Below are 24,179 nucleotides of genomic sequence, written 5' to 3'. Positions count from 1 at the left end.
CGGCACGACGAATTATCTTCCGGGATCGACACCCATGGCCGCCGATTGGCGGCGCAGAGCGTCGCGGTCACTTCTCGATGCGGGCAGCAACAGCGGATCGACGTCGCCTGGCACGTCATCGATCATCTTGCGCGCGAGGCGGTAGGCGAGGAAGGCAAAGGCGCCTGTCAGAAAGAAACGGATCATGCCGCGGTCCTCCTTTGGATGAGGGTCAACCGGAAACATGACGGTTTGTTCCATCACGCGAAGCTCGCAACCAAACCGAAATTGCCTCGTTTTGAGATTGGCGGCGCGTTGTCAGGTCGGAGACGATAGCGATGAAAAAGCTAGGATTTGGCCTCGTTCTGGTGGCTTTGGCTGTCTCGGCCTGCGACAACAAACTGCCGCCGACAAAGGCACCCGGCGCCGAACAAAGCGCCTATGTCGTCAGCAATCTTGTGGTGACCGCAGGGACTTCAGGCAAATGAGAATGGTCCGTATGGCGCAATTCGAACCTCAGCACATCGACGCGATGCACTCCTCAAGCCGCTCGAGGCGGAACTTTGCGTTGCGCAGTTCGTGCCCGGCCTCGTGCCGCTGCTGCCGGCCCTGGGACGGAGACGCCGCCGTGAGGTTTCTTTCGAGTTCGGCGATGCGCACGCGCATCTGCCGCGCCTCATCCTGACGCAACGCCTTTATCCAGCCCCGCCCGCGCATCCGTCTTCCCGCAAACACCCCAAAAGACCGGCGGCTTCTATGCCAGAAAGACCCTAACTTCCGGCAAGTGCGAACATTCTAACTTTAATGAATACTAATTTAGAAAAGCAGGTGCCAAGGGAAGAAGGCCGGCGCCGCTTGGGAGGAGAAGGCGCCGGCCAAGCGGATAAATCAGGTCCGCCGCAGGACGAAAGTTAGCTGAGTCTTGCCGCGACGTCATGCGGGATCGCGGATTTCGGCCTTTTCCGGGCGTTTTTCCCGCCAAAAGCGCATGGAGGGGATCAGTCGCCTGTCAAATTCCGAGCCGCTGCCTGGCGACGGCCGCATGGAAACTGGCGCCGAAGACCAGCCCGTCATCATTGAAATCATAGCTGGAATTGTGCAGCGGCGCGGACGCCCCGCCATTGCCGAGGAAGACGAAGCAGCCCGGCACGTGGTCGAGGAAACGGGCAAAATCCTCCGACGCCGTCATCGGCTCGCGGGCGACCGCGATATTGCCGGGCTCGAAAACGCTCCTGGCTGCCGCGAAGGCCGCTTCGACCAGTTCGGCATCGTTGCGCAAAGGCACGAACTCTCTGGTGTAGGTGACCTCGGCGGCGACGTTGTAGGCGGCAGCGGTGCCGTCGGCGATGACGCACATCTGCCGCTCGATCGCCGCACTGACCTCGGGGCGGAAGCTGCGCGCATCGCCAAGGATGCGGGCAAGACCGGGCAGCGCATTGCGCGTGCCGTCGGTGATCAGTTCGGTCACCGAAACCACCGCTATGTCGGCCGGGCTCAGGCGGCGTGAGACGATGGTCTGCAGATTGGTGACCAGCGCGCAGGCGGCGACCAGCGTTTCGTCGCCCGCATGCGGCCGCGCCGCGTGACCGCCGAGACCCTTGAGGACGATCTCGAAATTATCCTCGGCCGACATTATGGGGCCGGCGCGGGTCTCGAAGTGGCCAATGGGAAGGCCGGGCATGTTGTGCAGGCCAAATATCTCGTCGAAGGGGAAGCGCTGCATCAGGCCATCGTCAAGCATGGCCAGCGCGCCCCTGCCCCACTCCTCGGCCGGCTGGAAGATGAAGCGCACGGTGCCGTCGAAACCACCCTCGGCGGCCAGCAGCTTTGCCGCGCCAAGCAGCATGGCGGTGTGGCCGTCATGGCCGCAGGCGTGCATGATTCCGGGATTGCCGGAGCGGTAAGGCGCGCTCGATTGCTCCGCTATGCGCAGCGCGTCCATGTCCGCCCGAAGCGCGATCGCCCGATTGCCGGTGCCGCGCTTCAGCGTGCCGACGACGCCGGTGCCACCGACACCCTCGGCAACATCGTCCAGGCCGAATTCGCGCAGCTTGGCGGCAACGAAGGCAGCGGTGCGTTTCTCCTCGAAGCCGAATTCGGGGTGCGCGTGCAAGTCGCGCCGCCAAGCAGTCATCTCCCGCTTCAGCGTTTCGGAATCGAGTTCAGCCATGTCTTCAGTCCTCGAGCTCGGCAAGTTCGGTGACGACATCAAGCAGGATGTTGGCGCCGGCAACAAGCTCGACATCCCCGGTGTGCTCATGCGGGCTGTGACTGATGCCGCCGGCGCTCGGCACGAAGATCATCGCCGCCGGCGCGATGCGCGCGATCATCTGCGCGTCATGGCCGGCGCCCGAGGTCATGCGCCGCGAGGCAAGCCCGCGTTTCTTCGCGGCGGCCTCGATCAGTTCAACCACTCGGCCGTCGAAGATAACGGGCTCGAAGCGCGCCAGCCGCTCGACCGACACGGTAATGCCTTCGCCGGCGAGCTGTTCCAGAAATACAGCCAGCGCCGCCTCTTGCTCCTGCAAGCGCTGCTCGTCGGGATCGCGCAGGTCGACGGTGAAGACGGCGCGCGATGGGATGACGTTGATGGCGTTCGGCTCAAGGCGCATCGTGCCCACGGTGACAACCGTTGGCGAATTGGCCGCCGTCGCCCGGTCATGCAGGAAGGTGACGACACGTGCCGCGGCATATCCGGCGTCGCAGCGCTTCGACATCGGCGTGGTGCCGGCATGGTTGGCGACGCCGTCGAGGGTGATGCGCTGCCAGGAGATGCCTTGCAGGGTTTCCACCGCGCCGATCGGAATGCCTTCGCGCTCCAGAACCGGCCCCTGCTCGATGTGCAGTTCGACATAGATGTGCGGTTTGAGGGAGCCGGGTTCGCGCTCGCCCGCATAGCCGATGCGGGCGAGTTCCTGCCCGAGCGTGCTGCCGTCCGTGCCGACAGCGGCGAGTGCCGCCTCGACATCGACGCCACCGGCATGGACCAGCGACCCCATCATGTCGGGAGAGAAGCGCACGCCTTCTTCATTGGTGAAGGCCGCGACGGCGAGCGGGCGCGACGGCGAGACGCCCGAGGCCTTCAGCGTCTCGATCACTTCCAGCCCGGCAAGCACGCCGTAGCAGCCGTCATAGATGCCGGCGTCGATGACCGTCTCGATATGCGAACCGATGAGCAGCGGTGCCTCGCCTGTATTGTCCGTGGTTTGCCAGATACCGAAAATGTTGCCGATGCGGTCGATGACGACATCGAGCCCGGCCTGCCGCAGCCAGCCGACGAAGAGGTCGCGGCCCTGCCTGTCCGTGTCGGAGGCGGCCAGCCGGGTCAGCCTGCCCTCGCCGTCGCGGCCAACGGCGCCGAGTTCGCGGATGCGGCCAAGCAGGCGCCGTGCATCGATCGCAATCATGGTGTCGCCTCGGCGGCGAGCTTGCCGGCCAGCACATCGGCCGGGCTCATGCCGACGAGTTCGGCATAGCGATGCGGGTCCGTGGCGCCTTCGGTGTTGATCACCAGCACGCGGGATTTGCCGTTGACGGCAAGATCGGCTTTGTTTTCGGCCATCGCCCGGATCAGGCCGGCAAGGCCGACGCCGCCGCTCTCGCCGGCGACGATCACCGGATCGCCGCCGAATGGCTGGGCCAGCCGCCGCATCACCGCGATGGCGTCCTCCTCGTCCACGGTCATGAAGGCATCGGCGACGCGCGCCAGCACGCGCCAGGCGACCTGCGAGGCTTCGTAGCATTCGAGCATGGCCATGACCGTCGGCTGGTCGTGCGCCACCTTGACCACACGCCCTTCCACAGCGGCTGCGACAATGCATGCGGCACGCGCGGGCTCGACGACGATGAAGGTTGGCCTGGCGTCGCCAAGCACGATGGCGAGATGGCCGGCCACCGCGGCGGCAATGCCGCCGACGCCGGCCTGGACGAAGACGTGGGTCGGCGGTTCGCTGAGCTGACGCAGCGCTTCGCGCACGATCGCCGTATAGCCTTGCATCACCAGGCCCGGGATGCGCTCATAACCCGGCCATGACGTATCCGACACCACGGTCCAACCCTTCTCGGCCGCGACCTGCGCAGCTTGCCTGACCGAATCGTCATAATTGCCGTCGACGCGAACCATCTCGGGGCCGTAGCGGGCGATTGCCGCGATGCGCTCGGCGCTGACGCCGGCATGGACGAAGATCACGGCCTTGGCGCCGGCAAGCTCGGCGCCTTGCGCCACGGAGCGGCCGTGATTGCCGTCGGTGGCGCAGGCAAAGGTCATCTTTGCGGCGACCGAGCGGACATCTGGCCGATCGAGATCCTCGACATCGACGGGGCGGCCAAGGCGCTTGCCTGCCTCTTCCAGGACAAGGCGGAAGACGGCATAGGCGCCGCCCAGCGCCTTGAAGCTGCCGAGGCCGAGACGAAAGCCCTCATCCTTGACGTGGATGGCGCCAACTCCGAATTCCCTCGCCAGCGCCGGCAGCGCGTGCAGCGGCGTCATCGCATGATTGTCGCGATGGGCAAGGAAGCGTTCGACCGTGTCGGCGCCGGCAATCCCAAGGGTTTCGGCATCGGCCGCATCAAGCGGCTTGCCGTGCAAGGCATTGCGATTGGGCAGGAACATTCGTGGCCCCCTTGGCAGTCAGCGAGACCATATTGCAGGACAGACGCAAAGAGCGCTGTAATTGGCCCTGCAAAATGCAAGTTTGTTTCACCGGGATATCGCAATTGCCTCCATCATCGGCTCYGCTCGACAGTTTCGATCTCGCCATCCTTGCCATACTGCAGCGCGACAACACGACGCCGCAGCGGTTGATCGGCGAAGCGGTGAACCTGTCGGCGCCGGCGGTGCAGCGCCGCATCAAGCGCATGGAGCAGACCGGCGTCATTGCCAGCAATGTCGCAATCATCGAACCCGCGGCGGTCGGCCAGCCCATCACCATCTTCGTCGAGGTGGAGCTGGAGAGCGAACGCACCGAACTGATCGACGCGGCCAAGCGGCAATTCTCGGAAGCACCGGAAGTGCAGCAATGCTATTACGTTACCGGCGAGGCCGACTTCATCCTCGTCATCACCGTGGCCGACATGGGCGCCTATGAAGCGCTGACGCGAAAACTGTTCTTCGGCAGCAACAATGTGAGGAAATTCCGCACCTTCGTAGCCATGGACCGCGTCAAGGTCGGGCTGACGGTGCCGTTGCCGGATTGAGGCTTGCCGGCAGGCAGGCTCTAGCCCGTCAAGCCATGCTTTTGACATCCTCAGCACGCGAATTGAGTTGGGAGGCGCATTTGGACGATATCATTCCAGTAGCGATCATCGGTGCCGGGCCGGCGGGCCTGGCCGTCGCCGCATGCCTGCGGCAGGCCGGCGTCGATTTCACCCTTCTCGAGAAAGAGCAGCAGGCAGCACCCGCCTGGCGGCGCCATTACGAGCGCGTCCATCTGCATACGACCAAGCGCTATTCGTCGCTGCCCTTCGTGCCCTTTCCCACACACTATCCGCGTTATGTGCCGCGCGCGCTCTTCGTCGACTATCTCGATGCCTATGCGCAACGATTCGACCTCAAGCCTCGCTTCGGAGAAACGATCAACGCGGTCAGCCGGGAGGGCCGTGGCTGGCGTGTGGACGCGAGCTCCGGGTCGTTGCGCGCCAAGCATGTGGTGATCGCCTCAGGCTACAATGCCGAGCCCTTGCGACCCGGATTTGCCGGCATCGAGACCTTCACCGGCAAGACACTGCACAGCGCCGACTATCGCAATGCCGCGCCTTTCGCCGGTCAGTCGGTGCTGATCGTCGGCATGGGCAACACCGGCGCGGAAATTGCGCTCGATCTGGCCGAAAACGGCGCGCAGCCAACCATTTCCGTGCGCGGCGGCGTTCATATCGTGCCGCGCGAAATGTTCGGCGTGCCCATCCAGATGGTCGGCATGGCGGCGCGCCTCGGTCCGCAACGCCTCAACGATCTGCTTTTCCCGGTCATTCTCGACCTGGTGCTGGGCCGGTTGGAAAAATACGGGCTCAGACGGCCGGGACAGGGGCTGCTGGAACAGATTGCAATTGCATCGCGCATTCCGGTGATCGACGTCGGCACCATCGGCAAGATCCGTGAAGGCGCGATCAAAGTCGCGCCTGATATCTCCGAGATCTCCGAGAGCGGCGCCCGTTTTGCCGACGGCAAGCACGTCGAGTTCGACGCGATCATCTTCGCCACCGGCTACCGGCCGGGCTATGCCAGATTTCTTGAGCCCGGCATCCAGCCGGACCGCAGCGGCGTTACCCCCAAAGCCTCGGATCTCGGCCTCTACCTCATCGGCTTCCACAATGCGGTCACCGGATTGCTGCGTGAAATCGGGATCGAGGCCCAGGCAATCGCCGATGACATCCGTCACCGGCTGAACCGGAAAAAAGCGGCTGAAATCCTGCCGGTTTGATCTGCGACCTGCCTTTATCCCAGTGCGGTCTTCAGCATCATGCCGGCGATCTCCTTCGTCAGCTTGGCGGCGACGAGGGCCGTCATGTTGGAGAGATCCTGTCGCGGATTGTACTCGATGATATCGGCGGCGACGATCGGTTGGTCGATGCCTTGAATGAGGCTGATGACCTGCCGGGTCGACAGCCCGCCCGGTTCGCGGTGAGAGACGCCGGGTGCAAAGGCGGGGTCGAGCCCGTCGAGATCCATCGAGATATAGACTGGTGTCGTGAGGTCGAGCCGCAGACCCTCGCTGACATGACGCGCCTCGACCACCTCGATGCCGAAGCGCCTGATCTGGTCGCGAAGGTCGTCGTTGAGGGTGCGCAGGCCAATCTGGATCAACCGGTCGGCCAACCGCTCCTCCATGATGCGGGCGAAGGACGAGGTGTGCGAGTGCAAATTGCCCTGATAGGCAGGATAGATATCGGGGTGTGCATCGATTTGGACGATCGTCAGGCTGGGGTGGCGCCGCCGCACGGCACGCAGGACCGGCCAGGCAATGGCATGATCGCCACCCAGGCTGATCAGCGGATGGCCGGCATTCAGCGCGCGGCCGACCTCGCTTTCKATCCGTTCCCAGGGATCACCCGCGCTCGCAAAGTCGATGTCGCCATGGTCGAGGAAGCGATCCGCCAGATCGAAGCCGGTTTCGCTCCACGAGCTGTGGGCATCGGAATGCATCTCGCGCCGGATCAGCGCCGGCGCCTCGGCCGGGCCGCGCAGATAGGACGAGTTCTCGTCGTGCGGTATTCCCAGAAGCGAGATCGCGCCTGCCATCGACATCCTCCCCGATGCGGAGAACGCCCTCTATAACGGCCTGAGTTGGCCGTTGCGATGACAGCTGTTTGGGCCAGCCACGCCCCAGGAATGGAGATCGTCTAGGCCGTCAGCTCGTCCGCCTTGCGCAGCCAGACCTTGTTGTCGTGGAAAGCGGCGCCGCCATAGGGCGCGGGTGCATCGGCGCCGGTCAGCACGTTGATACCCTCGCCGCGTTCATGCGCGCTGTTTGGCCAGATGCCCTCGGCGATCACCACGCCGCGCTTGATGCCTTCGAAGAATTTCGCGTGCAGCACCAGGTCGCCGCGCCGGTTGCCGACCTCGACACGGTCGCCGTCGGCAAGCCCGAGGTCGGCTGCATCGTCGGGATGCAGGAGCAGCGCCGGCCTGCCTTCCTTTTCCTTCGACACCGGCGTCTCGGCAAAGGTCGAATTGAGGAAGTTGCGCGCCGGCGAGGTCGTCAGCCGGAAGGGATGCGCCTCATCGGCCACCTCGATCAGGTCGACATGGTCGGGAAACTCAGGCAGCCGTTCCACCGGCCCGAACAGGCCCATGCTCTTCGGCGGCCGGTTGGGAGCCGCCTGGCCGGTCCAGTCGGCGCGGAAGCGGAATTTTCCATCCGCGTGGCCAAACCCCTTGATGAAATGCGCGGTCTCGAAATCCGGCTGCAGATCGACCCATTTCTGCTCCTTCAGGCTGTCGAAGCTGCCCAGCCCGCGCTTGCCGAGAATGATGTCGATATGCTGCTGTTCGGTCAGGCCGAAGCCCGGACGATCGGCGACCCCCAGGCGCTCGGCCAGTTGTTCGATGACGAAATGGTTGGTGCGCGGCCCTTCCGGCGGCTCGATCAGCTTCGGCCCCAACGTGATGTGCTGGTTGCCACCGCCCTTGTAGACGTCGTCATGCTCGAGAAACATCGTCGCCGGCAGCACGACATCGGCAAGCCTGGCCGTGTCGGTCATGAACTGCTCGTGCACGCAAGTGAACAGGTCCTCGCGCAAAAAACCCTGCTTCACCAGCCGCTGCTCGGGCGCGACATTCACCGGATTGGTGTTCTGGATCAGCATCGCCGTCACCGGCGGCCCGCCATAAAGCGCGTCACTGGCGCCGGTCAGCACCGGGCCGATGCGCGAATGGTCAAGGTAGCGGATCGACGGATCGCGCATCCTTGAGCCTTCCAGTACCTCCTGGTTGAGCTTGAAGATGCCGGAGTTCGAATGGAAGGCGCCACCGCCTTCATATTGCCAGCTGCCGGTGACCGCGGCGATGCAAGAGGCGGCATGCATGTTGACGGCGCCGTTGCGCTGGCGGGCAAAACCGTAGCCGAGGCGGAAATAGGTTCTCCTGGTCGTGCCGACCAATCGCGCGAAGGCCTCGATTTCGGCGACGCCAAGGCCGGTAATCGCGGAGGCCCATTCCGGTGTACGTGTCTTCAGATGCGCTTCCAGCCCGGCGGGATCGTCAGTGTATTTCGAGAGATAGGCGCGGTCGGCCAAGCCTTCCCTGAACAGCACATGCATGACCGCGCAGGCCAGCGCTCCGTCGGTGCCGGGTTTCAGCACCAGGCCCATATCGGCCTGCTTCATCGTCGCGTTTTCATAGACGTCGATGACGACGATTTTAGCGCCGCGTTCCTTCCGCGCCTTGATGGCATGGGTCATGACATTGACCTGTGTAACCACGGCATTGGTGCCCCAGATCACCACGCAGTCGGACTTCGCCATTTCGCGCGGGTCGGGTCCACGCAAGGCGCCCGCCCCCATCATCCAGCCGGTCCAGGCGAGATTGGTGCAGATCGATCCGAAGAAGCCCGAATATTTCTTGGCATGACGCAGCCGGTCGATGCCGTCCCGCTGCACCAGCCCCATCGTGCCGGCATAAAAATAGGGCCAGACCGTTTCCGAGCCGTATTTCGCCTCGGCCGCGATGAATTTCTCGGCGACAAGGTCGAGTGCGGCCTCCCAGCTCGCTTCCTTCCAGACGCCGTCGCCCTTGGCCCCGGCGCGGATCAGCGGCTTCAGCAGCCGGTCGGGGTGATGCACGCGGTCAGCGTAGCGGGCGACCTTGGCGCAGACGACACCGGATGTGTAGCTGTTGGCCTTGGCGCCATGGACGCGGCCGATGCGGTTGCCATCGAGCAGCTCGACCTCGAGCGCACAGGTCGACGGGCAATCATGCGGACAGGCCGAATGGCCGATACGAAGCTTGGCGTGCTGGTTCATGCGGCATGTCTAGCGGGTTTCAAAGAGCGCGTGTAGGGCCAGATGATTGACCAATCTCCCCCTCGTGGGGAGATTGCGCTCTTCATTCCGCCGTGCCTTCCTCGTACTCAGCCGACATGGTCAGCCACTTTTCCTCGTGGCCGGAAAGCTGTTGCGCCAACTGCGAGCGCTCCTTGGCGAGCCTCGTCGCGGTCGAGGGATCCTTTTCATAGATYGCCGGATTGGCCAGTTCGTCCTCGATGCCGTCGATGCGCTTGCGGATGCGGTCCATCAGCGCTTCGGTGGCGCGGATTTCCTTGGCCAGCGGTTCGAAGGCCGCACGGCGCGCGGCCGCGTCGCGGCGGCGGTCGGCTTTTGACGCCTTTTCGGCTTCGCGCTTGCCGCGACGGTCTGACACGCCGGTGACCAGCGTCTTGTAGTCCTCCAGATCGCCGTCATACGGGTTGACCGCGCCATCCTTGACCAGCCACAGCCGGTCGGCCGTCGCCTCGAGCAGATGGCGGTCGTGCGAGATCAGGATGACGGCGCCGGGAAATTCGTTGAGCGCATGGATCAGCGATTCGCGGCTGTCGATGTCGAGATGGTTGGTCGGCTCGTCGAGGATGAACAGGTTCGGCCCCTCGAAGGCCGACAGGCCCATCAGAAGGCGCGCCTTCTCGCCACCGGACAGGTCCTTGGCGGGCGTGTTCATCTTCTCGGTCGTCAGGCCGAACTGGGCGACGCGGCCGCGCACCTTCGATTCCGGGGCCTCCGGCATCAGCCGGCGCACATGCTCATAGGCGTTTTCTTCCGGGCGGAGATCGTCGAGCTGGTGCTGGGCGAAGATCGCCACCTTCAGCCCGGGCGCCACCGTCATCGTGCCGGTCTCCTGCTTCAGCCGGCCGGACAGCAATTTGGCGAAGGTCGACTTGCCGTTGCCGTTGGCGCCGAGCAGCGCGATGCGGTCGTCGGCGTCGATGCGCAGCGTCATCTTCTTCAGGATCGGCTGGCCCTCGGTATAGCCGACATTGACGTTGTTCAGCGCCACGATCGGCGAGGCAACCGTCTTCACCGGCTCAGGGAAGGAGAATGGCCGCACAGAATCGTTCACGATCGCCGCGATCGGCTTCATCTTTTCCAGTGCCTTGATGCGCGACTGCGCCTGCCTTGCCTTGGACGCCTTGGCGCGAAAACGCTCGACGAAGGATTCCATGTGCTTGCGGGCAGCTTCCTGCTTGACGCGGCCCTTTTCCTGCAATTCCTTCTGCTCTGTGTACTGGCGCTCGAACTGGTCGTAGCCGCCGCGCCAGAAGGTCAGCTTCTTCTGGTCGAGATGAACGATCGAGTTGACGGCGCGATTGAGCAGGTCGCGGTCATGCGAGATCAGAAGCACGGTGTGCGGGTATTTCGACACGTAGTTTTCCAGCCACAGCGTGCCTTCGAGATCGAGATAGTTGGTCGGCTCGTCGAGCAGCAGAAGGTCGGGTTCCGAAAACAGCACGGCAGCGAGCGCCACGCGCATGCGCCAGCCGCCGGAGAAGGACGAGGCCGGCCGGTGCTGCGCCGCGTCGTCGAAGCCGAGGCCGGCCAGGATGGTGGCCGCGCGCGACTCGGCCGAATGCGCGTCGATGTCGGCCAGCCGCATGTGGATGTCTGCGATGCGGTGCGGATCGGTGGCGGTCTTTTCCTCCTCGAGCAGCGCCGTGCGTTCGAGGTCGGCCTTGAGCACGATCTCGATCAGCGGCTCCTCGGTTCCGGGCGCTTCCTGCGCAACCTGGCCGATGCGTGTGTTCTTCGGCAGGCTGATCGAACCGGTCTCAGAGGGAAAATCGCCTGTGATGGCCTTGAACAGCGTCGTCTTGCCGGTGCCGTTGCGACCGACAAGGCCGGCCTTGGTGCCGGCCGGCAAGGTCAGCGAGGCATGGTCCAGAAGCAGGCGCCCGGCCATGCGGAGCGATAGATCATTGATGATAAGCATGGCCGCGCTTTTGCACCGGACACCGGCGCTTCGCAAGACCTTGTGGGCCGGTTGGCCGCACAAGGCTTGAAGACGGCGCACACAATCGCGCCGTCAAGGCAGCCGGTCAGTGGCTCGCCAGTTGGCCGAGCAACGCTCAGGCAGTCGCCTTGCGCTTGGTTCCCTTTGCCACGGCGGCCGGTACTGCCGCGGGTTTGCGGCCAAGCCCCGTCGACTTCGCCAGCGCCGACCGGGTCGCCGAGTAGTTCGGCGCAACCATCGGATAATCCGGCGGCAGGCCCCATTTGGCCCGATAGTCGTCCGGGCTCAGGCCGTAATCCGTCCGAAGGTGCCGCTTGAGCGACTTGAACTTCTTTCCGTCCTCCAGGCAGACGATATAGTCGGGAAACACCGACTTTTTCGGATTGACGGCCGGAACCAGACTCGGGCTTTCCACAACGGCCGCACCAGCCAGTTTGCGAACCGAAGCGCTGACGCTGGCGATCAGGTCAGGCAGGCCGGAAGCTGGAAGCGGATTGTTGCCGACATAGGCCGAGACGATATCGGCGGTTAGCTCGATAACAGTCTTATCCTCGATATTTGACAATTCTTTCACCCTATTTGCGACAAAGTCATCCACCCCAGCGAAGACTTTTGTCGATGTATCTCTTTAACCGCGTCCCCCAGCGGGTCGCCAAGCGCCAAAACGAATCAAGACTTGGCGTCAACTATTTTTATGGGAAATCGACGCTGCGCAAATTAGAAAATCTAATACTTGGAAGCGGCAGACTTGGTTGTCCGGGCGTCGGCCAATATCTCAAGAATACGCCGCCAACGGGCACAGCGCCCAAAATCCTTCTGCTCAATCGCCTTTTCAGCCTTCATCGCCGCGTAAAGCGGTGCCTCGGCGCCAAATTCCTTGATCAGCCAATGCGCTTCCTGCCTGGCGAGACGTTCATTGTCGTCAAACATAGTCTTGCGCCTCCGACCGCTCCAGACCGACCGCGATACAACTGCCGATGACGAGGACAGCGCCCGCAATGGCAGTCGTCGTCAACCGTTCACCGGACAAGGTCAGCAGCAACGTCGATGCAATCGGCGTGAGGTAGGCGACGACCGCGACCTTGCCGCTGCCTTCGAGTTTCAAGGCGCGCGACCAGAAGTAATAACCCAGCCCCATCGGGCCGGCGCCGAGGTAGAGCCCGAGGGCGAGATCCATGCCGGCGGGCCAGGGGGCAACTTCGCCAGCGGACCATAGAAGCGTCAAAGCGACGCCGACCAGCGACGAAGGCAGCAGCAGGCGATCGGGCGAAATGGCCAGCCGTCCCACCATCACCGAATAGAAAGCCATGCACAGCGCAGACCCGAATGCGGCGAAATAGCCGATCAGATCGCCCTGGAACCAGCTGCTCTGACGCCCTCCCGAAATCACCAGCGCGACGCCGAAGAAGCCAAGGGCCGCGGCGAGGCCCAGCAGGACTGGACGCCGGGGGTTGTCGAAAGCGATCACCGCGGCGGCGACCATCAAGGGCCAGGTGTAGGCCACGAGATTGGCTTCGATCACCGGCATCGAGGCGAAGGCGATGTACTGCAGCACCATGGTGCCGACTAGACCGATGAAGCCGACCGCGAGAGGAGCGAGTGCCGTCCCCGGCGCCGTTGGCGGTGCTTCCTCGCGGCTCATGAACCGGATCAAGGCGAAGACCAGTGCAGCTCCCGCAAATTGCAGGAACTGCACCTGCGACACTGGATGGTTCGCCAGCAGGGATTTGCCGACCAAGGCATTGGTCGACCACAGAGCCACCGCGCCGGCAGCAAAGACCAGCGCGGATATTGAACCTGAACCATGCCGAAGCAATCGGCCTGAGGCTCTATCCCTGTGTTGCACCATGATCTCGTCCGAAGACCGGCTCCCACTTTTCAGGATCATGGTTGACTACCATGATTCCCTGGCTCCGCCCGCAACCTGTGCTTCGGCGACCGGAGCAGGCGTCGGATGCTCCGCCTCGAACCGGCGATAGGCCGGCAACTGGTTGGTCCAGACATCCTCGGCCAATTCGTTGACCCACTCGCGGTCGTGATCGTTGTCGGCGGCGAGATAGAACATTCTGTTATCGTCGACATAGGGCTTGGCCACCGAACGCTGGTTGAGCACCAGGGTGACGCGCTCGCCATACTGGATCGGGGCGGTGCGATGCAGGACGCCAAGGAACTGTCCGAGTGTCGCGTAGTTCATCTTGTGATCGATGCGCATGATGCGGTTGCGCGGGATCTCGCGGCCGGATTCGAGGATCGCGCGGCCGGTCTCGGAATCGTCGCAATAGATTTCGAGATGGCCACCGACCAGCGGGTCGCTGATCGACAAGGGAATGAGTTCGGTGACCGGAACGCCGTCGCAATGCCATTCGACGGCGCCGTCCCTGGGATTCATGAAGGTGACCGTCGAACCGACGATCGACAGCGGATAGGGCTCCAGCTTCGTGCCCATCATGTCGGACAGCCGCTCCAGGCGCAGCTTGTCGTGCAGCAACTCTTTGATTTCGGGGATGAAACGGTCGGCGCCGGTAATGAAGGTCAGGTCGAGGTGCTTGTGCACGGCATGGCTGTCCTTGAGCTTCAGGGCGGCTTCCTCGATTGCGGCGAGCAGTGCCGGGTCATAGCCATGCAGATACTGTGCGACGCCGAAACTCGACACTTTCCAGGCCGTTTCGTGGCCGATAATGGCCTCGCGGCTCATCGCATAGCGCAGTTCGGGTATGGTATGTGCGTTCATTGTACTTCTCCAAGTGGGGGGCAAACACTTGGTTAACAGTCGATTAAATTAGCCCCCCCTGTAAAATTAGGAATGCTGGTGCTAGTGTAAGCCCAGCTTAAGGTCGAAGCCCGTGCGTTTGCTCAGTCAGGTCAACCTCAATTCGCTGAAAATCGTGGAGAGTGCTGCTCGCCACGGCAATTTCACGCGAGCCGGCGAGGAGCAGTTCATCACCGCGTCAGCGGTCAGCCAGCGCGTCAAGAGCCTGGAAGATCAGCTGCGCTTCAAGATTTTTCAGCGCGGCGGCAATGCGGTGTCACTGACGCCGGAAGGCGAGACCTATGTCTCGCGCGTTCGCGAGGCGCTGGAGCGGATCGTCGCCGCCAGCATGGAAGCGACCGGACAATCGCAGGAACATGTGCTGAAGATATCCGTGCTGCCGACCTTCGCCGCGCGCTGGCTGTTTCCGCGCCTGCCGGAGTTCCAGCGGCAACATCCCGATATCGTGATGCGGGTTTCGACCTCCTACGCGACACACGAGTTCACAGCCTCCGATTTCGATCTCGAAATCCGCTACGGAGACGGCCATTTCAACGGGCTGCCATCCGACCTGCTGTTTCGGGAAGACCTGACACCGGTGTGCAGCCGCAAATTGTTCCATGAGGTGCTCGGCGACAAGCCGGTGTCAAAGGTGGAGCCGGACGATCTCAGGCACTTCACGCTTCTGCATTCGGACACCTGCACCCAGAACTGGCAATCCTGGCTTGGTTTCGCCGGCGCCAGCTTCGTGCTCAGCGAGACCAAAAGCATCTATTTCGACTCGTGCATGATGTCCTACGAGGCCGCCAATGCCGGAATGGGCTTTGCCGTGGCCAACCGCGCCTATATGGCCAGCGACATTCGCGCCGAGAGGCTGGTCGCACCCTTTGCCGTCCACCATCCGAATAGCGCCGGTTGGTATTTCGTCTCCCCCAACAAGTGCCTTGCCGCACGCAAGGTGCTGCTGTTCAAACAATGGGTCATGGCGGAGGCGGCTCTGACGCAACGCCAGTTGGACGGTGAATTCCGCGACCTGGCGACCGAAGCTGTCTGAAATCCGGATCGGCGCCCCCCGATGACCGCCGGTCAGAAATTGAGGACCAACGGTGGACGTCCAACCCATGCAACCCACCTTGGTCGGCAAAATTGTTGAACTCAAGCCGCTTCAGCCGGGGCATTCGCAGGGCCTTCTGCGTGCAGCCGCGGACGGTGAGCTGTGGAACCTGACGGCCACCGTGGTTCCCGGGCCAGCCACGATCGATGACTATGTCGCCAGCGCCCTGGCTGGAGGACGGGCCGGGACTGTCATGCCCTATACGATCATCCTGCGCGGCACGGGAGCGATCTGCGGAAGCACGCGGTTCTGGAAGATCGATCGCATGAACAGAAAATTGGAGATTGGGCACACCTGGCTCAGCGCTTCGGTTCAGCGATCAGGGGTCAACACCGAGGCAAAGTACCTTCTGCTGGCCCATGCCTTCGAGGTGATGGCGTGTGTGCGGGTGCAGTTCACCACCGATGAACTCAATGACGCATCGAGAGCGGCCATTCTGCGGATAGGGGCAAAGCAGGAAGGGATCGTTCGCAATGAGCGGATCATGCCGGACGGCCGGAAGCGCAATTCCGTGCGGTTCAGCATCATCGATACCGAATGGCCTGACGTGAAGGCCATGCTCCTGCGGAAGATGCGGCGGTAGTCGGCGCAGGCCGTTCGCGTGGATCAGGCGAAGGCCCTGCCCTCTTCGGTGCGCTGGAAGTACGCCAGATCGAGCGGCACGGAAGGACGGCCCAGAACCGTCAGGATCATATGCGCCTGGCCGCGATGATGGGTCTGGTGGTTGAAGACATGCGCCAGCGCGGGCGCGAGGCGCTGCGAGACCGTGCGCATGTCCGAAAGGGTCATATAGGTGAAGCGGCCCGACAGCGCCTTGTCGCTCAAGCCGGAGAGCCAGTCGATGATCCGCCGGTCCTCGGCTTCGCGCGCCGTCCTCAGCTTGGGCAAGTCCCGGTGCAGTATGGCATCCAGCGCCGTCGGCGCGTCGCCCTCGCCGGTGAAGCGCTTCATCCAGATGCGATCGGCGGCAAGCAGATGATTGAGGGTGCCCATCAGCGAACCGAAGAAGGCGCCGACGTCGCGATTGAATTCCTCTTCATCGAGGTCCGCGGCGGCATCATAGATGCGGCCGTTGGCCCATTGATTATACGCCGCAAACATCATGAAGTGCTGTTTCATCTTTTCTCCCGCCGCCCCGTTTCGGGGTGTCGCGAGCGATACCTAGAGCAATTCACCGTTTCACGGAAACGATGAATTGCTCTAACTGTTTGTTTTGACGCAATTCCCAAGGGAAAGCGCTACGTGCTTTTCCTGGAATTGCTCTGGACCGCAAAGAGACCCGCGCCAATGACCATTCTGCTTTATGAGCTCGTTGGGCGTGACGAGAGCCGCCCGTTCAGTCCGCATTGCTGGAAGGCGACGATGGCGCTGGCCCACAAGGGGCTCGACATCTCGACCGCGCCGACGCGTTTTCTCGAGGTCCCCACCATCGAGGGCGGCGCTTCGAAAACCGTTCCGGTGATCCGCGACGGCGACAAGGTGGTCATCGATTCCTTCGCCATCGCGCTCTATCTCGAGGAAGTCTATCCGGATCGACCGACGCTGTTTGCCGGCGACGGCGGCAAAGCGACAGCACGCTTCGTCGAGCGCTGGTCGCAATTGACCATTCATCCCTACGTCACCACCGCGGCGCTCGTCGATCTCCATGCCATGCAGGACGAACAGAACGCCGTGTATTTCCGGCAGAGCCGGGAGCAGCGCTTCGGCAAGCGGTTGGAAGACGTCGTCGCGGCGCGCGACGCCGGCCTGGCGTCGTTTCGGGCTTCGCTCGAGCCGCTGCGCTCGATGCTGGGCTACCAGCCTTTCATCGGCGGCGCCTCGCCGCTGTTTGCCGATTATATCGTCTTCGGCGCGTTGCAATGGGCGCGCATCGCCACGCCCTACCAGTTGCTTGAAGACAGCGACGTGGTGGCGCAATGGTTCGCGCGTTGCCTTGACCTGCATGGCGGGCTGGGACGAAAGGTTGCCGCGGCGGCCTGACAGCCGCAAGCGCCTGCCCGCATGGCAGCTCGCCGTCAATCCGTGACGAAAATCAGCGGCGGGATAGCAGGCCTACTTGGCCGCCTTCTTTGGCTTGCTGACCTTCGGCTTGCTGGCTTTTGCGGCGACCTTTTCTTCCTTGGGGGCGGCCTTTGCCTTGCTGGCGGCAGGTGCCTTCTTGGCCGGCTTCTTGGCTGCTGACGGCTTGCCCGCGTCCTCCCGATCGATGTCGGCCGCCGCCTGGTGCCAATGGCGTTCGTGGTGACCGGCCGGTTGCCCCTCTTCCTGCCAGATCTGATGTGCGCGGTTGCGAATGCGCTCCTGACGATCGTCTGCCATGGTCATGTTGTCTCCATTCGGGCCGACTTCAGCGCGGCGCCGACACATGACTATAGCAAGCAAAATGTTGCTGTGCAGCCATCTGATGTCATCTCCCGGCTCGTCGGCCTGACCGGAAGCGCGCAGCGTTCCGACCTTTTGCTCGCGCGCTCGGCTTTCCGTCGCCGACCGCTCCTCACCCCTTGGCAATGGGCAGGGCGGCCTGTATAGAGCCCGCCACTCTCAATTCCATTCTCAGACAAGGACGACCCATGGCGCTCGAACGCACCTTTTCCATGATCAAGCCGGACGCAACCCGGCGCAACCTCACCGGCGCCATCACCAAGATGCTCGAAGACGCCGGCCTGCGCGTCATCGCTTCGCGCCGCGTCTGGATGAGCCGCCGTGAGGCCGAAGGCTTTTACGCCGTCCACAAGGACCGTCCGTTCTTCGGCGAGCTGGTCGAGTTCATGTCGTCGGCCCCGACGATCGTGCAGGTGCTGGAAGGCGAGAACGCCATTGCCAGGAACCGCGAAGTGATGGGCGCCACCAACCCGGCCAACGCCGCCGAAGGCACCATCCGCAAGGTGCACGCGCTGTCGATCGGCGAGAATTCGGTGCACGGCTCCGACGCGCCGGAAACCGCCGCGCAGGAAATCAAGTACTGGTTCTCGGACACCGAGATCGTCGGCTGAACCGACACTGCCAAATCGCATAAAAAAGGCCGGCGTTTCGCCGGCCTTTTTTATTGGCAATCAGCTCGCGGCGCTGAAGCGCAGGATTTCGCGGCCGTCCTTGTCGGTGATAGTGAGCTTGCCGGCATCGACCTTGTATGACGCCGCCTTGGCCAAGGCATCGAACAAGGCCTTTTCCTCGGCCATCACCTCCGGCGCGCAGGCCTTGTAGGTCGAGCCGATGTCGCTGATGGCGATCGCCTGGCCATCGACTTTCGCGGTGGCGAAATAGCTGTTGCAGGGGCCGCTGCCGCCGGCCTTGCCGGCCTCGCTGACCCGGAACGTCGCCTGCGGCGCGGTGATGGCGCCAATGCCATCGACATAGTCGACCACCCAGAGCTGGCCGAAGACGGACGCCGTCGGCTCGGTGCCTGACGCCACCATCTTCAGCATGATGGTCTGCGGCGCGTCAGTCAGCGGATCGACCTGATGGCGCATATCGGAGATGAACATCAACTTGCCGTCGACGGTAATGCGCGCCTGCAAGGCATAGGTCATCTGCGAGCGGATCACCGATGGATCGAACTTGATCTCGAAGCTGATCGGCACCTGGCCGGCCGGCTTGACAGTCTGCGCGCCGATGATCCTGGCCGGTGCGTCGGCCAGCGAGACATCGGCAAGCTGGACGGAAAGCACGGCACTGGGCGGCAAAGCGATGCGTTCGCGATAGATCACTTCGCCCCTTACCGCCTTTTCAGCGGCCACGGACAGTTCCGGCACCGCCAGGATGCCGACGACCAGAGGCACGAAGCCGAAGACGAAGAACTCCGCGAGCCTGTCCAGCATGACCACCTCCCTTGCCCCGGGCCGCCAATGCCCATGGCTGCCAATACCTTGGGCTGCCAATGTCCTGGGCTGACCAAGTGCGCTCAATTGGCCAAAGGATTGCGGTCAATACATGGCTGCGACGGGATTTATTCGGGCGGTGACTTCCAGCGCTTTGCCGCCTGCGCGTCGGTTTCCTTGGCCTCGACCCAGCCACCTTCGGAACCATCAACGCGATGCTCCTTCTTCCAGAAGGGCGCGCGCGATTTGAGGTAGTCCATGAGAAAGTTCGCTGCCTCGAACGCGGCCTGGCGATGGGCCGAAGCGGCCACCACCAGCACGATGTTCTCGCCGGGGCGAATCTTGCCGTGGCGGTGGATGACAGTGAGGCCTTGCAGCGGCCAGCGCTCGACCGCCTCGGCGGCGATGCGGCCGATCTCGGCCTGCGCCATGCCGGGATAATGTTCGAGCTCCAGCGCCGAGAGCGCGCCCTGCTCGTCGCGGCAGAGGCCGGAGAAAGAAACCACCGCACCAATGTCGGTGCGGCCTTGAGTCAGTCCCGCGATCTCGGCGGCGACGTCGAAATCCTCGCGCTGGATGCGCACGGTCGGCGCCAGGACGGCCGACATGGGTGTCAGCCCCCGGTCATCGGCGGGAACAGCGCGATCTCGCGTGCGCCCGCTATCTTTTCGCGGTGGTCGACATGTTCCTGGTTGATGGCAACGCGGATCACGTCGGGATATTGCAACGCGTGCTCGTAGCCTTCGCCGCGCGACTGCAGCCAGCGCAACAGGTCGGCGACCGTCTCGATGCCGGCGGGCAATTCGACATCCTCTTCAGGCATGCCGATACGTTCGCGCACCCAGGCAAAATAGATGAGGCGGGTCGTCATCTCACTCGTCCATGATGTGCTTGAGGCCGGCGCGGAAATAGTCGTAGCCGGTGTAGAGCGTGACGAGTGCGGCGATCCACAGCAGCACCAGGCCGGTCTGCGTCGTCAGCGGGAAGATCTTGTCGCCGGCCGGCCCCGCCAGCAGGAAGGCGATGGCGACCATCTGGATGGTGGTCTTCCATTTGGCGAGCTGCGTCACCGGAACCGAGACCTTGAGCGCCGCCAGATATTCGCGCAGGCCCGAGACCAGAATCTCGCGGCACAGGATGATGATGGCCGCCCACAGCGACCAGCCGGCAATGCCGGCATGGCGATCGGTGTCGGCCGCCAGCAGCAAAAGGCAGGTGGCGACCAGCAGCTTGTCGGCGATCGGGTCGAGCATCTTGCCGATGTTGGAGGTCTGCTGCCAGGCGCGCGCAAAATAGCCGTCGAAATAATCGGTGACGGACGCCAGCAGGAAAATGACCAGCGCCGACCAGCGGGCGAAGTCGCTCGATTTCAGATGGCCTTCGAGAAAAAAGCACAGCACCACCAGCGGCACCGCGATGATGCGGGCGTAGGTCAGCATGTTGGGCAGGTTGAACGCGCGCTGGGCCATATCTGGTGGACTCTTTCTACCTGCGTACTCAAATCAGAAGGCAATGTAGGGGGTCAACAGGCCAGATTCGACTGGCCAGCTGAAAGTGCCGAATTTTCAACTTTCGTGGAAATGATTGTAGACCAGTTTGGCGACCTGTTCGGAAATGCCGTCGACTTTCCTCAAATCCTCGATCGCGGCACGGCTGACGGCCTTGGCGGTGCCGAATGCCAGCAGCAGCGCCCGCTTGCGGCCGGGGCCGATGCCGGCGATCTCGTCCAGCGGGCTCTTGACCATCTCCTTCTTGCGCCGCGCCCGGTGCGACCCGATGGCGAAGCGATGGACCTCGTCGCGCAGCCGCTGGACGAAATAGAGCACGGGGTCGCGCACCGGCAGTGAGAACGAGTCCTTGCCCTTGACGAAAAAACGCTCGCGGCCGGCATCGCGGTCCTGGCCCTTGGCGATGCCGATCGCCACGACGCGGTCCTCGATGCCGAGATCGGCGAGAATCTTGCGCACCGCCGTCATCTGGCCCTGGCCGCCATCGATCAGGATGACGTCGGGCCAGGCCGGGAAGCTGCCGGAGATGTCGTCTTCGATATTATCCCCTGCTTCCGCCGAGGCGGCATTGTCGGGCACGACATCGCCATGCTCCTTGAGCAGCCGCGAAAAGCGCCGTTCCATCACCTCGCGCATCATGCCGAAATCGTCGCCGGGCGTGATCTCGGTCGAGCGGATGTTGAATTTCCGGTACTGGTTTTTGACAAACCCTTCCGGTCCCGCGACAACCATGGCGCCGACCGCATTGGTGCCCATGATGTGCGAGTTGTCGTAGACCTCTATGCGCACCGGCGGCTTGGCCAGGCCGAAGGTCTCGGCGAAACCGGCAAGCAGCCGCCCCTGCGTCGAGGTCTCGGCCAGCCTGCGGCCCAACGCCTCGCGGGCGTTCTGCAAGGCATTGTCGGTCAGGTCCTTCTTTTCGCCGCGCTGCGGCACGGAGATCGCAACCTTGCGGCCGGCGCGGGTCGAAAGCGCCTCGGCCAGCAATTCCTGGTCCTCGACCGTGTGCGACAGAAGGATGGCCCGCGGCGTCGGCTTGTCGTCATAGAACTGCGCCAGGAACGAGCCCAATACTTCCGATCCTTCCAGCGCGGGATCGGCTTTGGGGAAATAGGCGCGGTTGCCCCAGTTCTGGCCGGTGCGGAAGAAGAACACCTGGATGCAGACCTGGCCGCCCTCCTGATGGATGGCGAAGACATCGGCCTCGTCGACAGTGGCGGGATTGATGCCCTGGTGGCTCTGCACATGCGACAGGGCGGCCAGCCGATCGCGATAGATGGCGGCACGTTCGAAATCGAGGTCTTCGGACGCTTGCTGCATGGCGGCCGAAATCTCGGTCTTCACCTTCTGGCTGCGGCCGGACAAGAAATCCTTGGCCTCGGCGACCAGCTCGGCATAGCCCTCATGCGAGATTTCGCCGGTGCAGGGGCCGGCGCAACGCTTGATCTGGTAGAGCAGGCACGGCCGCGTGCGGTTCTCGTAGAACGAGTTGGTGCAGCTACGCAGCAGGAAGGCGCGCTGCAGCGAATTGATGGTGCGGCCGACGGCGCCGGCCGAAGCAAAGGGGCCGAAATAATCGCCTTTTCGCGACCGCGCGCCGCGATGCTTGTAGATGCCGGGCGAGACATGGTCGCCGGTCAAAAGGATATAGGGGAACGACTTGTCGTCGCGCATCAGCACGTTGAATCGCGGCCGCAAGCGCTTGATAAGATTGGCTTCGAGCAGCAGCGCCTCGATCTCGGTGCGGGTGACGACGAATTCCATCGTCGACGTCTCGCGCACCATGCGGCCGATGCGGTTGGTGTGGAACCGGCCTTGCGCGTAATTGGTGACGCGCTTCTTCAGGCTGCGCGCCTTGCCTACATAGAGCACGTCGCCGGCGGCGTTCATCATGCGGTAGACGCCGGGCGCGTTGGGCAGCCGCTTGACCAGCGTCTGGATCACCTCGGCGCCGACCATGCCTTCGGCATCGCCGGCGTGCGGCGTCCAGTCGATGGCCGTGAAGGCGACATCCGGGCCTGTCGGTTCGACGATCTCCTCGACCGCCTCGTCCTCGATGTCGATTTCGGGAGGCAGGTCATCGGCGCCGCCGCGCGGCTTGTTCTTTTGGTCTAAAGGACTCATTCCGTCATGCCTGTCACATCGGGCGTCTGCCATGCAAGATGCTGGCCGCCATCGAGCGCGATCATCTGACCGGTGACCGAGCGCGCATCCCAGAGATAGCGGATGGTGGCGCCGAATTCCGGCAATTCCGGGCCGCGCTTCAGGATCAGGCCAGCGACCTGCGCGTCAAAATCGGAATCGTCCTGGCGCACATTCTTCAGTGTCGGGCCAGGACCGATCGCATTGACGCGAATGCGTGGGCCTAGCGCCTGCGCCAGCATCTGAGTCTGGGTCCACAAGGCCGACTTCGACAGAGCATAGGAGAAGTAGCGCGGCGTCGGCCGCCAGACGCGCTGGTCGATGATGTTGACGATCAGGCCCTCGCGCCCTTCAGGCAAGGCGCGGGCGAAATTCTGCGCCAGCAGCGCCGGCGTTTTCACATGGATGGCAAAGTGACGGTCCCAGGCCTGCCAATCGAAATCCTCGACGGAATCGTCGACGAAGAGCGAAGCATTGTTGACCAGCAGGGAGATCGGTCCCAGCTCGGCCTCCGCCTGGCCGACGAGGCCGCTGACGGCGTTCATGTCGGTCAGGTCCGCGCCAACCACGGCGGCGCGGCCGCCAGACCGATTGATCCCCGCGGCCAAGGCATCCGCCTCGTCGTCCGAGCGATTGGCGTGGATGGCGACGGCAAAACCATGGCCGGCGAGGTCTTCGACAATTGCCTTGCCGATCCGTTTCGCCCCGCCCGTCACAAGGGCCGCGGCAATGGCTTTGCTCATCTGCTGTCAATCCTCATTTTCGGGCCAAAAACACGGCGCCGACGAAATATGGCCCGGCATACCTTAAACGGCATTCGCACTTGGGGCGGCATTGTGGCGAAACGCCTGATCCGGCATGCCGACTCGTCTTGGAGTCGGAAGCGCCGGAACGCAATATAGGACGCTGGACTCCTTGCACCAAGCGGTGTGCAGCGCAGCATGAAATGGCTGCTGACATTTCGCTGTTGCGAAGATGCAACGTCAAGGTTCCGCCTCATTCGCGCCGGGGAATGACCCAAGTTCAGGTTCGCTTCAGCCGCATTTTGACACGACATTTGGAACCGACGAACGCCAGATCCGTTTCACCCCCCGGACGGGTTGATGGCGATCGTGAGAAACAAGCCTGTGTCCTGTGGCTTAAGGAGTAAAGAACAATGCAAGCCAATCTCAAATTCGCACGGCCGCTGGCCGTTGCGCTCGGGCTCTTCGCCCTCGGTGGTACTGCCTATGCCGCAGACGTCGTCCAGGAAGAGCCCCCGGCACCCGCACCGGTTGCCGAACTGCCCGTCGCATCCTGGGCCGGCCCGTATGCCGGTCTTAACGTTGGCTACGGCTTCAGCGGCCGTACCAAGGAGAAGGATCTGGGTTTTGAAACCGACACCAAGGGTTTCGTCGGCAGCGTCTTCGGCGGCTATCAGTGGCAGCAGGAG

At 63.2% G+C, this 24,179-nt stretch carries 27 protein-coding genes and 1 pseudogene; 8 read left to right on the top strand and 20 right to left on the bottom strand.

Features of this window, described 5'->3' with window-relative positions:
• Positions 1–12: 12 nt before the first annotated feature.
• Complete coding sequence (locus AC1DPX_RS27615; RefSeq protein ID WP_477240575.1) at positions 13–186, bottom strand: hypothetical protein; 174 nt, start codon at positions 184–186, stop codon at positions 13–15.
• 131 nt (positions 187–317) lie between these two features.
• On the opposite strand from AC1DPX_RS27615, the gene AC1DPX_RS27610 reads away from it, so the two are divergent.
• Complete coding sequence (locus AC1DPX_RS27610; RefSeq protein WP_477240573.1) at positions 318–467, top strand: hypothetical protein; 150 nt, start codon at positions 318–320, stop codon at positions 465–467.
• Between the two features lie 28 nt (positions 468–495).
• Here the strand turns inward: AC1DPX_RS27610 and AC1DPX_RS27605 are convergent, their stop codons facing one another.
• The 4 genes from AC1DPX_RS27605 to AC1DPX_RS27590 all read right to left on the bottom strand — a co-directional run bounded on the left by AC1DPX_RS27605 (position 496) and on the right by AC1DPX_RS27590 (position 4,591).
• Positions 496–696: a hypothetical protein gene (locus AC1DPX_RS27605; RefSeq protein ID WP_202354992.1), complete on the bottom strand. Its 201-nt coding sequence runs from the start codon at positions 694–696 to the stop codon at positions 496–498.
• A 292-nt stretch (positions 697–988) separates the two neighbouring features.
• Positions 989–2,149: an amidohydrolase gene (locus tag AC1DPX_RS27600; protein WP_477240571.1), complete on the bottom strand. Its 1,161-nt coding sequence runs from the start codon at positions 2,147–2,149 to the stop codon at positions 989–991.
• Positions 2,150–2,153: 4 nt separating this feature from the next.
• On the bottom strand, positions 2,154–3,386 hold the full coding sequence (locus tag AC1DPX_RS27595; protein WP_477240569.1) for an allantoate amidohydrolase: 1,233 nt from the start codon (positions 3,384–3,386) through the stop codon (positions 2,154–2,156).
• Complete coding sequence (locus AC1DPX_RS27590; RefSeq protein ID WP_477240567.1) at positions 3,383–4,591, bottom strand: diaminopropionate ammonia-lyase; 1,209 nt, start codon at positions 4,589–4,591, stop codon at positions 3,383–3,385. The genes AC1DPX_RS27595 and AC1DPX_RS27590 overlap by 4 nt, the downstream gene beginning before the upstream one ends.
• Positions 4,592–4,695: 104 nt before the next feature.
• On the opposite strand from AC1DPX_RS27590, the gene AC1DPX_RS27585 reads away from it, so the two are divergent.
• Both AC1DPX_RS27585 and AC1DPX_RS27580 read left to right on the top strand, forming a co-directional pair.
• Positions 4,696–5,175 carry an Lrp/AsnC family transcriptional regulator gene (locus AC1DPX_RS27585; RefSeq protein ID WP_477240565.1) on the top strand — a complete coding sequence of 160 codons (480 nt, stop codon included), beginning with the start codon at positions 4,696–4,698 and terminating at the stop codon, positions 5,173–5,175.
• A gap of 35 nt (positions 5,176–5,210) precedes the next feature.
• Positions 5,211–6,398 carry a flavin-containing monooxygenase gene (locus tag AC1DPX_RS27580; protein WP_477240562.1) on the top strand — a complete coding sequence of 396 codons (1,188 nt, stop codon included), beginning with the start codon at positions 5,211–5,213 and terminating at the stop codon, positions 6,396–6,398.
• 14 nt (positions 6,399–6,412) lie between these two features.
• Here AC1DPX_RS27580 and speB read toward each other — a convergent pair whose 3' ends face one another.
• The 7 genes from speB to AC1DPX_RS27545 all read right to left on the bottom strand — a co-directional run bounded on the left by speB (position 6,413) and on the right by AC1DPX_RS27545 (position 14,147).
• Positions 6,413–7,216, bottom strand: coding sequence for an agmatinase (speB, locus tag AC1DPX_RS27575; RefSeq protein WP_477240560.1), 804 nt, complete (start codon positions 7,214–7,216; stop codon positions 6,413–6,415).
• A gap of 101 nt (positions 7,217–7,317) precedes the next feature.
• Positions 7,318–9,438, bottom strand: a complete 2,121-nt coding sequence (locus tag AC1DPX_RS27570) for a molybdopterin-containing oxidoreductase family protein (RefSeq protein ID WP_477240558.1) — start codon at positions 9,436–9,438, stop codon at positions 7,318–7,320.
• 82 nt (positions 9,439–9,520) lie between these two features.
• On the bottom strand, positions 9,521–11,395 hold the full coding sequence (locus AC1DPX_RS27565) for an ABC-F family ATP-binding cassette domain-containing protein (RefSeq protein WP_477240556.1): 1,875 nt from the start codon (positions 11,393–11,395) through the stop codon (positions 9,521–9,523).
• A 136-nt stretch (positions 11,396–11,531) separates the two neighbouring features.
• Positions 11,532–11,981, bottom strand: a complete 450-nt coding sequence (locus AC1DPX_RS27560) for a Ros/MucR family transcriptional regulator (RefSeq protein ID WP_477240554.1) — start codon at positions 11,979–11,981, stop codon at positions 11,532–11,534.
• 161 nt (positions 11,982–12,142) lie between these two features.
• Positions 12,143–12,346, bottom strand: a complete 204-nt coding sequence (locus AC1DPX_RS27555) for a hypothetical protein (RefSeq protein WP_010915223.1) — start codon at positions 12,344–12,346, stop codon at positions 12,143–12,145.
• Positions 12,339–13,265, bottom strand: a complete 927-nt coding sequence (locus AC1DPX_RS27550) for a DMT family transporter (protein WP_477240552.1) — start codon at positions 13,263–13,265, stop codon at positions 12,339–12,341. Before AC1DPX_RS27550 ends, AC1DPX_RS27555 begins: the two co-directional genes overlap by 8 nt.
• A gap of 45 nt (positions 13,266–13,310) precedes the next feature.
• A complete protein-coding gene (locus AC1DPX_RS27545; protein WP_202355002.1) occupies positions 13,311–14,147 on the bottom strand; it encodes a hypothetical protein in 837 nt (278 codons plus the stop codon).
• A gap of 112 nt (positions 14,148–14,259) precedes the next feature.
• On the opposite strand from AC1DPX_RS27545, the gene AC1DPX_RS27540 reads away from it, so the two are divergent.
• Positions 14,260–15,219 (top strand): LysR substrate-binding domain-containing protein, encoded by a 960-nt coding sequence (locus AC1DPX_RS27540; RefSeq protein ID WP_477240550.1) that lies wholly within the window; start codon positions 14,260–14,262, stop codon positions 15,217–15,219.
• A 67-nt stretch (positions 15,220–15,286) separates the two neighbouring features.
• Positions 15,287–15,862, top strand: coding sequence for a GNAT family N-acetyltransferase (locus AC1DPX_RS27535; protein WP_202355004.1), 576 nt, complete (start codon positions 15,287–15,289; stop codon positions 15,860–15,862).
• 23 nt (positions 15,863–15,885) lie between these two features.
• Here AC1DPX_RS27535 and AC1DPX_RS27530 read toward each other — a convergent pair whose 3' ends face one another.
• Positions 15,886–16,398, bottom strand: coding sequence for a DinB family protein (locus AC1DPX_RS27530; protein WP_202355005.1), 513 nt, complete (start codon positions 16,396–16,398; stop codon positions 15,886–15,888).
• A 168-nt stretch (positions 16,399–16,566) separates the two neighbouring features.
• On the opposite strand from AC1DPX_RS27530, the gene AC1DPX_RS27525 reads away from it, so the two are divergent.
• Positions 16,567–17,259: a glutathione S-transferase family protein gene (locus AC1DPX_RS27525; protein ID WP_477240548.1), complete on the top strand. Its 693-nt coding sequence runs from the start codon at positions 16,567–16,569 to the stop codon at positions 17,257–17,259.
• A 72-nt stretch (positions 17,260–17,331) separates the two neighbouring features.
• On the opposite strand, the gene AC1DPX_RS27520 is transcribed toward AC1DPX_RS27525, so the two are convergent.
• Positions 17,332–17,604, bottom strand: a complete 273-nt coding sequence (locus AC1DPX_RS27520) for a DUF2934 domain-containing protein (RefSeq protein WP_202355007.1) — start codon at positions 17,602–17,604, stop codon at positions 17,332–17,334.
• Positions 17,605–17,849: 245 nt separating this feature from the next.
• Between AC1DPX_RS27520 and ndk the strand changes: the two genes are divergently transcribed.
• Positions 17,850–18,272 (top strand): nucleoside-diphosphate kinase, encoded by a 423-nt coding sequence (ndk, locus tag AC1DPX_RS27515; protein WP_010915217.1) that lies wholly within the window; start codon positions 17,850–17,852, stop codon positions 18,270–18,272.
• A 60-nt stretch (positions 18,273–18,332) separates the two neighbouring features.
• On the opposite strand, the gene AC1DPX_RS27510 is transcribed toward ndk, so the two are convergent.
• The 6 genes from AC1DPX_RS27510 to AC1DPX_RS27485 form a co-directional block, all read right to left on the bottom strand.
• Positions 18,333–19,097, bottom strand: coding sequence for a YbaY family lipoprotein (locus AC1DPX_RS27510; protein ID WP_477240546.1), 765 nt, complete (start codon positions 19,095–19,097; stop codon positions 18,333–18,335).
• A 128-nt stretch (positions 19,098–19,225) separates the two neighbouring features.
• Positions 19,226–19,705, bottom strand: a complete 480-nt coding sequence (locus AC1DPX_RS27505; RefSeq protein WP_202355009.1) for a molybdenum cofactor biosynthesis protein MoaE — start codon at positions 19,703–19,705, stop codon at positions 19,226–19,228.
• A 5-nt stretch (positions 19,706–19,710) separates the two neighbouring features.
• Positions 19,711–19,968, bottom strand: a complete 258-nt coding sequence (moaD, locus tag AC1DPX_RS27500; protein ID WP_027034532.1) for a molybdopterin converting factor subunit 1 — start codon at positions 19,966–19,968, stop codon at positions 19,711–19,713.
• A 1-nt stretch (position 19,969) separates the two neighbouring features.
• Positions 19,970–20,566 (bottom strand): CDP-diacylglycerol--glycerol-3-phosphate 3-phosphatidyltransferase, encoded by a 597-nt coding sequence (gene pgsA / locus AC1DPX_RS27495; protein ID WP_010915213.1) that lies wholly within the window; start codon positions 20,564–20,566, stop codon positions 19,970–19,972.
• A 96-nt stretch (positions 20,567–20,662) separates the two neighbouring features.
• Positions 20,663–22,729, bottom strand: coding sequence for an excinuclease ABC subunit UvrC (uvrC, locus tag AC1DPX_RS27490; protein ID WP_477240544.1), 2,067 nt, complete (start codon positions 22,727–22,729; stop codon positions 20,663–20,665).
• The gene (locus AC1DPX_RS27485; protein ID WP_202355011.1) at positions 22,726–23,490 is read right to left on the bottom strand and encodes an SDR family oxidoreductase; all 765 of its coding nucleotides are present in this window, start codon (positions 23,488–23,490) and stop codon (positions 22,726–22,728) included. The genes uvrC and AC1DPX_RS27485 overlap by 4 nt, the downstream gene beginning before the upstream one ends.
• A gap of 413 nt (positions 23,491–23,903) precedes the next feature.
• Between AC1DPX_RS27485 and AC1DPX_RS27480 the strand changes: the two are divergent.
• A pseudogene (locus AC1DPX_RS27480) lies at positions 23,904–24,179 on the top strand (outer membrane protein); the annotation flags it as partial.

It is taken from the genome of Mesorhizobium sp. 01N446 (assembly GCF_056399285.1).
Note: the sequence above shows the minus strand (reverse complement) of the source record. Positions and strands in the feature narration are given on the sequence as shown.